General features: G+C 67.2%; 7 protein-coding genes. 3 read left to right on the top strand and 4 right to left on the bottom strand.

Features of this window, described 5'->3' with window-relative positions; translation table 11 throughout:
* Positions 1-180 precede the first annotated feature (180 nt).
* Positions 181-2,436, top strand: coding sequence for a primosomal protein N' (locus AB4Y40_RS21850; protein ID WP_368689532.1), 2,256 nt, complete (start codon positions 181-183; stop codon positions 2,434-2,436).
* Between the two features lie 72 nt (positions 2,437-2,508).
* Here AB4Y40_RS21850 and AB4Y40_RS21855 read toward each other — a convergent pair whose 3' ends face one another.
* Positions 2,509-2,658: a hypothetical protein gene (locus AB4Y40_RS21855; protein WP_165979378.1), complete on the bottom strand. Its 150-nt coding sequence runs from the start codon at positions 2,656-2,658 to the stop codon at positions 2,509-2,511.
* A 290-nt stretch (positions 2,659-2,948) separates the two neighbouring features.
* On the opposite strand from AB4Y40_RS21855, the gene putA reads away from it, so the two are divergent.
* Together putA and AB4Y40_RS21865 are read left to right on the top strand one after the other, a co-directional pair.
* Positions 2,949-6,896, top strand: coding sequence for a trifunctional transcriptional regulator/proline dehydrogenase/L-glutamate gamma-semialdehyde dehydrogenase (gene putA, locus AB4Y40_RS21860; protein WP_368689533.1), 3,948 nt, complete (start codon positions 2,949-2,951; stop codon positions 6,894-6,896).
* Between the two features lie 97 nt (positions 6,897-6,993).
* Positions 6,994-8,142, top strand: coding sequence for a branched-chain amino acid ABC transporter substrate-binding protein (locus AB4Y40_RS21865; protein ID WP_368689534.1), 1,149 nt, complete (start codon positions 6,994-6,996; stop codon positions 8,140-8,142).
* A gap of 111 nt (positions 8,143-8,253) precedes the next feature.
* On the opposite strand, the gene AB4Y40_RS21870 is transcribed toward AB4Y40_RS21865, so the two are convergent.
* The 3 genes from AB4Y40_RS21870 to AB4Y40_RS21880 all read right to left on the bottom strand — a co-directional run bounded on the left by AB4Y40_RS21870 (position 8,254) and on the right by AB4Y40_RS21880 (position 12,702).
* Positions 8,254-9,972, bottom strand: a complete 1,719-nt coding sequence (locus tag AB4Y40_RS21870; protein WP_368689535.1) for a thiamine pyrophosphate-binding protein — start codon at positions 9,970-9,972, stop codon at positions 8,254-8,256.
* A 74-nt stretch (positions 9,973-10,046) separates the two neighbouring features.
* Positions 10,047-11,435: an L-serine ammonia-lyase gene (locus AB4Y40_RS21875; RefSeq protein ID WP_368689536.1), complete on the bottom strand. Its 1,389-nt coding sequence runs from the start codon at positions 11,433-11,435 to the stop codon at positions 10,047-10,049.
* Between the two features lie 88 nt (positions 11,436-11,523).
* Positions 11,524-12,702 (bottom strand): alginate lyase family protein, encoded by a 1,179-nt coding sequence (locus AB4Y40_RS21880; RefSeq protein ID WP_368689537.1) that lies wholly within the window; start codon positions 12,700-12,702, stop codon positions 11,524-11,526.
* Between the last annotated feature and the right edge of the window lie 100 nt (positions 12,703-12,802).

The following is a 12,802-nucleotide window of genomic DNA, read 5'->3' on the forward strand; positions in this document are numbered from 1 at the left end:
AACGACGACACGCGGGAGCGCCGCGGCGGCGCCCGGCAAGTTCTCAACAAAGTTATCCACAGGCGCAGATTCGGGGGCGCGATTGTTCTGCGGAATCCAAAACTTAGCGCGAAATCTAAAGTATTACTTTAGGTTTGCGTGTCTGTGCGCTCGCGTACGGAACTTCCCTGGGAGTCAGGCATGACAGGGCAGTACGTGCGCGTGGCGCTGGATCATCCACTGGATGCGCTCTACGACTATCGCTATGGCCTCGACAGCGCGCCGGAGCCCGGCATGCTCGTGCGCGTGCCGTTCGGGCGTCGCGACGTGGTCGGCCTGATCTGCGAAGTGAACGCTCACAGCGACGTGCCCGCGAACAAGCTCCGTGACGTGAGCGCGGTGTGCGCGTCCTGTCCGCCGCTTTCGGCGCAATGGCTCGCGCTGGCTGGCTTTGCCGCCGACTACTACCAGCGGGGCTTGGGCGAAGTCGCCTTGCCGGCGCTGCCGCAGGCGTTGCGCGATCCGTCGCGCTGGACGCGCCTGCTCGCCCCCGAGGAGCGCTACCGTCTGTCGCCGCAAGGGCGCGCCGCGCTGCCCGACGCCTTGCCGGCGCGCGCCCAGGCGCTGCGCCGTCTCGCGCAGGCGCTGGCCGACGCCGGCGAACTCGACGCCGCCGCGGCCCGCGCGCTGCATCCCAAGGCGATTGGGACGCTCGAAGCCTGGTGCGAAGCCGGCTGGGTCGAGCATGAATCCATCGAATTCGGCGCGGCCGCAAGCGTGGCCCACAGCGCCGCGGCGACGGCGGCCGTGGCGGAAGTCCCGCGCCTGAGCGACGAGCAGGCCGACGCCGTGGAAGCCATCGGTGCGGCGAGCGGCTTCGCGCCCTTCCTGTTGCACGGCGTGACGGGCAGCGGCAAGACCGAGGTCTATCTGCGTGCGCTCGCGGCGCTGCTCGAGCGCGACCCGGGCGCCCAGGCGCTCGTGCTGGTTCCTGAAATCAATCTCACGCCGCAGTTCGAGGCGGCTTTTCGGACGCGCTTCGCGGCCACGCTTGCCGACGAGGCCATCGTCACGCTTCACAGCGGCCTCGCGGAAGGCGAGCGCGCCCGCAACTGGCTCGCGGCGCACACGGGCCGCGCGCGCATCGTGCTCGGCACACGGCTCGCGGTGCTGGCCTCGCTGCCGCGTCTCGCGATGCTCGTGGTCGACGAGGAGCACGACCCCGCCTACAAGCAGCAGGAAGGGCTGCGCTACTCGGCGCGCGACCTCGCGGTATGGCGCGCGAAGCAGCTGGGTGTGCCGGTCGTGCTGGGCTCGGCCACGCCGTCGCTCGAAAGCTGGTGGCAGGCCGAGCAGGGCCGCTATACACGCCTCACGCTCTCGCGCCGAGCGATTGCCGATGCTGTGCTGCCCACGGTCAAGCTGATCGATCTCGAAGAGGAGCGCCGGCGGGGCCGCGCGTCGTTCGAAGGGCTCTCCGGGCCTTTGGTCGCGGCGATGAAGACGCGCCTCGAGCGCGGCGAGCAGAGCCTCGTGTTTCTCAACCGTCGCGGTTACGCGCCCACGCTCGCGTGCGACGCCTGCGGCTGGGTGGCGGGCTGTCCGCGCTGCAGCGCGTACGTCGTGCTGCACAAGCCCGAGCGCGCGCTGCGCTGCCATCACTGCGGCTGGGAATCGCGCATTCCGCATTCGTGCCCCGAGTGCGGCAACGTCGACATCGCGCCGATGGGGCGCGGCACGCAGCGCATCGAGGAGGCGCTCGCGAGCGCGGTGCCGGGCGCGCGGGTGCTGCGCATCGACGCCGACAGCACGCGCCGCAAGGGCAGCGCGCAGGCGCTTTTCTCCGACGTGCACGCGGGCGAGGTCGACATCCTCGTGGGCACGCAGATGATCGCGAAGGGGCACGACTTCCAGCGCGTGTCGCTCGTTGGCGTGCTGAACGCCGACAATGCGCTCTTTTCACACGATTTCCGGGCGAGCGAGCGCCTGTTCGCGCAGCTGATGCAGGTGAGCGGGCGGGCGGGGCGCGCCGGGCTGGCCGGCGAGGTGCTCGTGCAGACGCGCTACCCGCGCCATGCGCTCTATCACGCGCTGGCGCGCCAGGACTATGTGGGGTTTGCGAATACGCAGGTCGCGGAGCGGCGCGACGCGCACCTGCCGCCGTTCGTCTATCAGGCAATATTGCGCGCCGAAGGGCGCACGCTCGAGGCGGCGCTGGCGTTTCTCGCCCAGGCCGCAGAGGCGCTCACGGCGATTCCAGGCGCCGAGCGTGTCATGGCTTACGACGCCGTGCCGCTCACCATCGTGAAGGTGATGAACGTGCATCGCGCGCAACTGCTAGTGGAAAGCCAGTCGCGTGCCGCGCTGCAGGCCACGCTGCGCGCATGGCAACCCGCGCTGCGCGCCTTGCGCGGCGTGCTGCGCTGGAACCTCGAAGTCGATCCGCTCGATATCTAGCCGCGGACAGCAGCCGGCATGGCCCCGTTGCCGCAACAGCGGGGCCACCGGCATCAACTTCCCGTTACTTCCTTACTGGCCGACCGTATCGGCCACTTCCCTGCGCGCCGCGCGCTTCAAGCTCATGCGGCGTTCATCCGGCGCCGTCGCGCCGCGCATGAACAGCACGGCACACATGGCGCACATCGTCCAGATCCCTGCGATTACCAGCAGCTTTTCCATTTTTCGGTCCCTACGCTCTTTCTTGTGATCAACAACCCCCGCTCTGTTTGTATAACGGCACGGCCGCGGAATCGATTAGGGTTGTCCAGCGTGTTGCTGGGCCAGGGAAAATACCGAGCGCAACCCGCGCGGCCCGGTGGACGGCCATCGGCCGCAAACCCAGGCTGCACAAGGCCTCAACCGTGGTGCAACCATTTTGAGAGAGTGGTTGCACCTTTTTATTGGTAGGGTTACGATTCGCCAACTTTTTGGTCACCGCCGGTGCGGATCTGCCGGCATACGAAGGAAACATGGCTAGCACCACACTTGGCGTCAAAGTCGACGATCTCCTCCGCTCCCGTCTCAAGGACGCCGCCACGCGGCTCGAGCGCACGCCGCACTGGCTCATCAAGCAAGCCATCTTTGCCTATCTCGAGAAAATCGAGCACGGCCAGCTGCCTCCCGAACTTAACGGTCATGTCGGTGCGACCGATCTCGCGGAAGGTGCTACCGCTGACGACGACGAAGCCGCGTCGCACCCGTTCCTCGAATTCGCGCAGAACGTGCAACCGCAGTCGGTGCTGCGCGCGGCCATCACGGCCGCGTACCGCCGTCCGGAGCCGGAGTGCGTGCCGTTCCTGATCGGCGAAGCGCGCCTGCCGGCCAACCTCACGGGCGAGGTGACGAAGCTCGCCACGAAGCTCGTCGAAACGCTGCGCGCGAAGGGCACCGGCGGCGGCGTGGAAGGCCTGATCCACGAGTTTTCGCTGTCCAGCCAGGAAGGCGTGGCGCTGATGTGCCTCGCCGAAGCGCTGCTGCGCATTCCCGACCGCGCCACGCGCGACGCGCTCATCCGCGACAAGATCAGCAAGGGCGACTGGAAATCGCACGTCGGCCACGCGCCGTCGCTGTTCGTGAACGCCGCCACCTGGGGCCTCATGATCACCGGCAAGCTCGTCACGACGAACAGCGAAACCGGTCTGTCGTCGGCGCTCACGCGCATGATCGGCAAGGGCGGCGAGCCGCTGATCCGCAAGGGCGTGGACATGGCCATGCGCCTGATGGGCGAGCAGTTCGTCACGGGCGAGAACATCTCCGAAGCGCTGGCCAACAGCCGCAAGTTCGAAGCGCGCGGTTTCCGCTACTCGTACGACATGCTCGGCGAAGCCGCGACGACGGAAGCCGATGCCCAGCGCTACTACGCCTCGTACGAGCAGGCGATTCACGCCATCGGCAAGGCCGCGGGCGGCCGCGGCATCTACGAAGGCCCGGGCATCTCGATCAAGCTCTCCGCGCTGCACCCGCGCTATTCGCGCGCGCAGCAGGAACGCACGATGGGCGAGCTGCTGCCGCGCGTGCGCGCGCTCGCCGTGCTCGCTCGCCGCTATGACATCGGCCTCAATATCGACGCCGAAGAAGCCGACCGCCTCGAACTCTCGCTCGACCTGCTCGAAGCGCTGTGCTTCGACCCGGAACTCGCGGGCTGGAACGGCATCGGCTTCGTGGTGCAGGCGTACCAGAAGCGCTGCCCGTTCGTGATCGACTACATCGTCGATCTCGCGCGCCGCAGCCGTCACCGCATCATGGTGCGCCTCGTGAAGGGCGCGTACTGGGATACGGAAATCAAGCGCGCCCAGGTGGACGGCCTCGAAGGCTACCCGGTGTACACGCGCAAGATCTACACGGACGTCTCGTACCTCGCCTGCGCGAAGAAGCTGCTCGGCGCGCCGGATGCCGTGTATCCGCAGTTCGCCACGCATAACGCGTACACGCTCTCGGCGATCTATCACCTCGCGGGCCAGAACTACTATCCCGGCCAGTACGAATTCCAGTGCCTGCACGGCATGGGCGAGCCGCTGTACGAAGAAGTCACGGGCCCGCTCTCGCAGGGCAAGCTCAACCGTCCGTGCCGCGTCTACGCGCCGGTCGGCACGCATGAAACGCTGCTCGCATATCTCGTGCGCCGTCTGCTCGAAAACGGCGCGAACACCTCGTTCGTGAACCGCATCGCCGATGCCTCCGTGCCGGTCGCGGAGCTGGTCACGAACCCGATCGACGACGCCGCCAAGGTCGTGCCGCTCGGCGCGCCGCACGCGAAGATTCCGCTGCCGCGCGAGCTGTATGGCAACGAGCGTTTCAATTCGATGGGCCTCGATCTGTCGAACGAGCATCGTCTCGCGTCGCTGTCGTCGGCGCTGCTGGCGAGCGCGCATCATCCGTGGCGCGCCGCGCCGATGCTCGCCGACAGCGATATCGCCGAGGGCGCCGCACGCGACGTGCGCAACCCCGCCGATCATCGCGATCTCGTCGGGACCGTGGTGGAAGCGACGAGCGAGCACGTGAGCGCCGCGCTCTCGCACGCCGTGGCCGCCGCGCCGATCTGGCAGGCCACGCCCGTCGAAGCGCGCGCCGATTGCCTCGCACGCGCCGCCGATCTGCTCGAAGCGCAAATGCATACGCTGATGGGCCTGATCGTGCGCGAAGCGGGCAAGTCGCTGCCGAACGCCGTGGCCGAAATCCGCGAAGCGATCGACTTCCTGCGCTACTACTCGACGCAGATCCGCGAAGAGTTCTCGAATGACACGCACCGTCCGCTCGGCCCCGTGGTGTGTATCAGCCCGTGGAACTTCCCGCTCGCGATCTTCATGGGCCAGGTGGCCGCCGCGCTCGCAGCCGGCAACACGGTGCTCGCGAAGCCCGCTGAACAAACGCCGCTGATCGCCGCGCAAGCCGTGCGCATCCTGCGCGAAGCCGGCGTGCCGGCGGGCGCGGTGCAACTGCTGCCGGGCAACGGCGAAACCGTGGGCGCGGCGCTCGTCGCCGATCACCGCACGCGTGCCGTGATGTTCACGGGCTCGACCGAAGTCGCGCGCCTCATCAACAAGACGCTGTCCGAGCGCCTCGACTCCGAAGGCCGCCCGATTCCGCTGATCGCCGAAACCGGCGGCCAGAACGCGATGATCGTCGATTCGTCGGCGCTCGCGGAGCAGGTCGTGGCCGACGTGCTGCAAAGCGCATTCGACTCGGCCGGCCAGCGTTGTTCCGCGCTGCGCGTGCTGTGCCTACAGGACGACGTGGCGGATCGCACGCTCGAAATGCTCACGGGCGCGATGAAGGAACTCGCGGTGGGCAATCCCGATCGCCTCTCGACCGACGTCGGCCCCGTGATCGACATCGACGCGAAGCGCGGTATCGATACGCACGTCGCCGGCATGCGCGAAAAGGGCCGCAAGGTCCAGCAGATGCCGACGCCCGACACCTGCGCGCAAGGCACCTTCGTGCCGCCCACGCTCATCGAGCTCGACAGCCTCGACGAACTCAAGCGCGAAGTGTTCGGCCCGGTGCTGCACGTGGTGCGCTATCGCCGCAGCCAGCTCGACAAGCTGCTCGAGCAGATCCGCGCAACGGGCTACGGCCTCACGCTCGGCATTCACACGCGTATCGACGAAACGATCGCGCACGTGATCGGCCGTGCGCATGTGGGCAACATCTACGTGAACCGCAACGTGATCGGCGCGGTGGTGGGCGTGCAGCCGTTCGGCGGCGAAGGTCTGTCGGGCACGGGTCCGAAGGCGGGTGGCGCGCTGTATCTCTCGCGTCTGCTCGCGAAGCGTCCGGCTGGTTTGCCGAAGTCGCTCGCCGATGTGCTCGTCGTCGATGCGCCGCAAGGTGCCGAGGCCAACAACGGCGCGCCGCAATCGGCCCAGGCCGCGCTCACGACGCTGCGCGACTGGCTCATCGCCGAGCGCGAGCCCGCGCTCGCGGCACGCTGCGACGGCTACCTCGAATACGTGCTCGCGGGCGCCACGGCGGTTCTGCCGGGCCCGACGGGCGAGCGCAACACCTACACGCTTTCGGCGCGCGGCACGGTGCTGTGCGTGCCCTCGACGGCCACGGGCGCCCGCGCGCAACTCGCCGTTGCGCTCGCAACGGGCAACCGCGCGCTGTTCCAGGGCACGGCGGGCGAAGCGCTGGTGAGCGCGTTGCCGGCGGCACTGAAGGCGCACGTAGCGATCAAGAAGACGGCCGACGCCGACTTCGATGCGGTCCTCTTCGAAGGCGACAGCGACGAGCTGCTCGCACTCGTGAAGGAAGTGGCCAAGCGTCCTGGCCCGATCGTCTCGGTGCAGGGCGTGGCAGCCCACGCGCTCGCCAACGGCGACGAAGATTACGCGCTCGAACGACTGCTCGCGGAACGTTCGGTCAGCGTAAATACGGCAGCAGCAGGCGGTAATGCGAATTTGATGACGATCGGTTAAGCACAAGCCATACTGTCGGTCGTCTCAAGACAAGGAAGCGGCAAGGCCCATTGAAATCCGAAGCCGCTCGTTTGATACCTGGTACCAAGGAGAAGCAATGCAACACACGATGAAGCAGCTGGCAGGCGCAACGCTTGTTGCCGCCCTGTCGCTGGCGGGGACTGCGCACGCACAACAAGCCGAAGACGTGAAGATCGGTTTCGCCGGTCCGATGACGGGCGCGCAGGCGCACTATGGCAAGGACTTCCAGAACGGCATCACGCTCGCAGTCGAAGACATCAACGCGACGAAGCCCGTGATCGGCGGCAAGCCGGTTCACTTCGTGCTCGACTCGGCCGACGATCAGGCCGACCCGCGCACGGGCACGACGGTCGCGCAGAAGCTCGTCGACGACGGCATCAAGGGCATGCTCGGTCACTTCAACTCGGGCACGACGATCCCGGCTTCGCGCATCTACGCGAACGCAGGCATCCCGCAGATCGCCATGGCGACGGCGCCTGAGTACACGCAGCAAGGCTTCAAGACGACGTTCCGCATGATGACCTCCGATACCCAACAGGGTTCGGTCGCAGGCACGTTCGCAGTGAAGAACCTCGGCTTGAAGAAGATCGTCGTGATCGACGACCGCACGGCCTACGGCCAGGGTCTCGCCGACGAATTCTCGAAGGCTGCGAAGGCGGCCGGCGGCAACATCATCGACCGTGAATACACCAACGACAAGGCCGTCGACTTCAAGTCGGTCCTGACGAAGGCGAAGGCGATGGCCCCCGACCTGGTCTACTTCGGCGGCGCGGATTCGCAAGCGGCACCGATGGTCAAGCAGATGAAGTCGCTGGGCATCAAGGCCCCGCTGATGGGCGGCGAAATGGTTCACACGCCGACCTTCCTGCAGATCGCGGGTGACGCGGCGAACGGTACGGTGGCGTCGCTCGCCGGCCTGCCGCTCGACCAGATGCCGGGTGGCAAGGACTACGTCACGAAGTACAAGAAGCGCTTCGGCGAAGACGTGCAGACGTACTCGCCGTACGCCTACGACGGCGCGATGGCGATGTTCGACGCGATGAAGAAGGCCAACTCGACGGATCCGGCGAAGTACCTGCCGTTCCTCGCGAAGACCAGCATGCCGGCGGTCACGACGGCGGACCTCGCGTACGACACGCGCGGCGACCTGAAGAACGGCGGCATCACGCTGTACAAGGTTGTCGACGGCAAGTGGACGACGCTGCAAAGCGTGGGCGGCAAGTAAGCGTTTGACGCCGCACCGTAGTTGTCAAAAAGCCCCGCAGGTGTTGAGCCTGCGGGGCTTTTGTTTGTGCGCTCACCTTTAAAGGTGAGCTTGTTCAGGATTCCTTCTCAGTCATTCTCCGCGCATTTTCCTGCCCGCTTCGCGAATCTGTTCGAGCGTCGCCGCAGGCGTGCTCGCTTCCTTCGTCACGCGGATCTCGATCAGCGCGGGCTTGCCTGCCGTGAGCGCACGCTCCAGCGCGGGGGCGAATTGCGCCGTGCTCGTGACGACTTCGCCGTGCGCGCCGAACGACTGCGCAAACGCCGCGAAGTCGGGGTTCGTGAGCTGCGTGCCGTGCACGCGGTTCGGATAGTGGCGCTCCTGATGCATGCGGATCGTGCCGTAGTGCGCGTTGTTCACGACGATGAACACGACATTCAGGCCGTACTGCATCGCCGTGGCGAGCTCCGACGACGCCATCATGAAGCAGCCGTCGCCCGCGAGCGCGACCACGATGCGCGAGGGGTATTGCGATTTCGCGGCGATCGCGGCGGGCACGCCGTAGCCCATCGCGCCGCTGGTGGGCGCGAGCTGCGAGCGGAAATGGCGATACGCGAAATGGCGATGCAGCCACGTTGCGTAGTTGCCCGCGCCGTTCGTGACGATCGCGTCGTCGGGCAGACGTGCGCGCAGCTGCTGCATGACTTCGCCGAGCTGCACGTCGCCGGGCATCGGCAGCGGCTTGCGCCATGCGTGCCACGCCTCGTGCGCTTCGGCGGCGCTGCCGGCCCACGCGGGTTGCGCGGGCGCCGGAAGCGCTGCGAGCAGCGCGGCGATTTCCGCGAGGCCCGAAACGATCGGCAGATCCGCTGCATAGACGCGGCCGAGTTCCTCCGCGCCCTGATGCACATGAATGAGCGTTTGCTTCGTTTTGGGAATATCGAAGAGCGTGTAGCCGCCCGTCGTCGATTCGCCCAGGCGCGGACCGAGTGCGAGCAGCACGTCGGCTTCGCGGATGCGCTTGGCAAGCGCCGGATTCACGCCGAGGCCCACGTCGCCCGCATAGTTCGGGTGATCGTTGTTGAGCGTGTCCTGAAAGCGGAACGCGAGGCCGACCGGCAACTGCCAGTTCTCGACGAAGCGCTGGAAGTCCGCACAGGCCTGCGGGTTCCAGCCATGGCCGCCCGCGATCACGAACGGCTTCTTCGCGCCCGCGAGCAACTCGCGCACGCGCTCCATCTGCGCAGCGGAAGGCGACGCCTGCACGCGCTGCGCGGGCGGCGCGATGGGCTGCGCTTCGGATGCGCGAATCGCGCCGCTCAGCATGTCTTCGGGCAGCGCGAGCACGACCGGACCCGGCCGTCCCGACATCGCGACATGGAACGCGTGGCTCAGGTATTCGGGCACGCGGCGCGCGTCGTCGATCTGCGCGACCCACTTCGCCATCTGGCCGAACATGCGTCGATAGTCGATTTCCTGGAACGCCTCGCGGTCCATCTGCTCGCGCGCGACCTGGCCGATCAGGAGGATCATCGGCGTGGAGTCCTGGAACGCCGTGTGCACGCCAATCGAGGCGTGCGTAGCGCCCGGCCCGCGCGTGACGAGCGCGACGCCGGGCCTGCCCGTGAGCTTGCCGATCGCTTCCGCCATGTTCGCCGCCGCCGCCTCGTGACGGCACACCACGGTTTCGATCTGCGCGGTTTCGTCGGACAACGAATCGAGCACCGCAAGATAGCTCTCGCCCGGCACGCAGAACACGCGCTCGACGCCATTGGCGACGAGCGCATCGACGACGAGGCGAGCCCCGGTGGTAGTGGCTTCGGTGGTAGCGGATGCGTTCGGCTGCTGCATGGCGGTCAAGTCTCCTTCAATCGTTACGTGATGACGTTCAGATGCTTCAGGCAAGGCGACAGCGCTTCAGCGAATCAGCACTCGACGATGTTCACCGCGAGGCCGCCGCGCGAGGTCTCCTTGTACTTCGTCTTCATGTCGGCGCCGGTTTCGCGCATCGTCTTGATCACCGAGTCGAGCGAGACGTAATGCGCGCCGTCGCCGCGCAGCGCCATGCGCGCCGCGTTCACCGCTTTCACGGAGGCCATGGCGTTGCGTTCGATGCAGGGAATCTGCACCATGCCGCCCACGGGGTCGCAGGTGAGGCCGAGGTTGTGCTCCATGCCGATTTCGGCGGCGTTTTCCACTTGCAGCGGCGTGCCGCCCAGCACGGCGGCGAGCGCGCCCGCGGCCATCGAGCAGGCCACGCCCACTTCGCCCTGGCAGCCCACTTCGGCGCCCGAAATCGACGCGTTGAGCTTGTAGAGAATGCCGATGGCGGCCGCGGTGAGCAGGAAGTCGATCACGCCCTGTTCGTTCGCGCCCGGCGTGAAGCGCACGTAGTAGTGCAGCACGGCCGGGATGATGCCCGCTGCGCCGTTGGTCGGCGCGGTCACCACGCGCCCGCCCGCGGCGTTTTCCTCGTTCACGGCGATCGCGTACAGATTGATCCAGTCGATCATCGAGAGCGGGTCTTGCAGCGCGCGCTCGGGGTTGCTGGTCAGCGCGCGATAAAGCTGCGACGCGCGGCGCTTCACGGCGAAGGGGCCGGGCAGCGTACCGTCGGCGTCGGGATTGTTGATGCCGCAACCGCGCGACACACACGACTGCATCACGTTCCAGATGTGCAGGAGACCTGAGCGGATCTGCTCGTCGCTATGCCAGACGCGCTCGTTTTCGAGCATCAGCTGCGCGATGCTCTTGCCCGTCGAGGCGCACAGCGCGAGCATCTCCGCGCCCGTGGTGAACGGATTCGGCAACTGCTGGGCGGCGGCGAGCACCTTCGTGTTCGGCGCGCCGGCCGTGACGACGAAGCCGCCGCCCACCGAGAGGTAGGTGCTTTCGCGCAGCGTGTCGCCGTTCGCGTCGAGCGCGCGCAGCTTCATGCCGTTCGGGTGCTCGGGCAGCGCCTGGCGGTAGAACGCCACGTGCTCCTTCGCAACGAACGCGATGGGATGGCGGCCGAGCAGCGCGAGCTGGCGCGAGGTGCGCACGGCTTCGAGACGCTCGCCGATGGTGTCGGGATCGACGGTGTCGGGCGCGTCGCCCATGAGGCCCAGCATGACGCCGCGGTCGGTGCCGTGGCCCTTGCCGGTGGCGCCGAGCGAGCCGTACAGCTCGACCTTCACGGCGGCGGTGCTCGCAAGCAGACCGTCGCGATCGAGTCCTTCGGCGAACATCAGCGCCGCGCGCATCGGCCCGACCGTGTGTGAGCTGGAGGGCCCGATGCCGACTTTGAAGAGATCGAAGACGCTTACTGCCATGGGTACTGCTCCTGCTTGTCTGACTTTGGTTTGTGGGGATGCGGCGTGATTCGCGGCATCGTCCGTGCCGCCGCAACCCGCGCGCGTTTTACCGCGCCGGCAACGGCAGACAGACGGCGAGCCACGCGGGCGGCGTGGGCGCGAGTTTCAGCGCGACTGGCGCAAAGCGGCCGTCGAGTCGCGCCGCGAGATGAAACAGTTCGGCGGCGTTTTTCGGGTCCCACTGGCCGGTGTAGCCCGGCAGGCCCGCTTCGCGCCGCTTCGCGTCGAACGGTACGTTCGAATGCACGAATTCCTCGTGCGTTTTCTGGCCGAGCGCATACGGCGTGAGCCAGTCGAGCGCGCCCGCGAGCGTCGCGCCGTTGGCCGCGCGCTCGGTCAGCCAGTTGCGGTTGTGACGGCGCGCGGCGAGCGCGGCGGTCACGAGCGGCTGCAGATCGTAGGTCACGTAGTGCAGTGCGTCGCGCTCGGAGAAGTCGAGTGTCGAGCCGTCGGGCGCGACGTTGTCGCCGAGATGCTCCACGAAGAGCCGCTGCGCCGTCGCGATCATCTTCCGGTTGTCGAGCGTGAACGCGATCATCGCTATCAGTTTGACCCGATGGCTCTGCCAGTTGTTCGCGAAATTTCCCTTGAGCGGGCGCGGTTGCGCGTCGATCTGCGCGATATAGCCGGTCGCGAAGCTGTTCAGGAACTGCATGGTCGCGTTGCGCGTTTTCACGGGCAGCGCGCTCGCGGTCATGTCGTAGGCGAGTATCAGCCCCTCGAAACGCGTTTCGTCGATGGGATTGAAGCTCGGCTTGTACGTGGTGACCCAGGCGAGCAGAAAGCGGTCCACGAGCTTCAGGAAGCGCTCGTCGCTCGTCGCGCGCCACGCGAGCGCGGCGTTGCGCATGAGGTCGAGTTCCTTCGCGGCCTCGACGCTCTGGTCGTAGATGCCCTCGTGCGGCAGCGTGCCCTCGGTGTGCAGGCGCGGCAGCGGACGCGGCGTGTCGTTCACGTGCGTCAGCACCTCGGCCACGAGCGCCTTGACGCCCGGGTCGGAGTTGGTGCGCTCGCTCGATTGCAGCGCGGGGGCCGCGCAGAAGTTCATGGCCGCATGGGCCGTGCCGGCGAAGGTGCCGGTGAAGGTGGCGCAGGCCAGCGCCAGCGCGGCGGCAAGGCGCTGCGGGCGGCGTTGCAGCGCACCGCGCGCGTGCCGGGTCTGCCGGACCGAATTCCGCGTTGCGGCATGCGGTAAGTCCCGCACCGAGTCCCGCAATGGAACCATTCGCACCTTCCGCGCCATGCGCGACTCCCTGATTCAAGGCTGACAGGTGTGTGATGTTAGCGGTTTGCGGCGGCAAATGTGAGGGGGATGACCGCCGCTG

The organism is Paraburkholderia sp. EG287B (genome assembly GCF_040965595.1).
GTDB lineage: Bacteria > Pseudomonadota > Gammaproteobacteria > Burkholderiales > Burkholderiaceae > Paraburkholderia.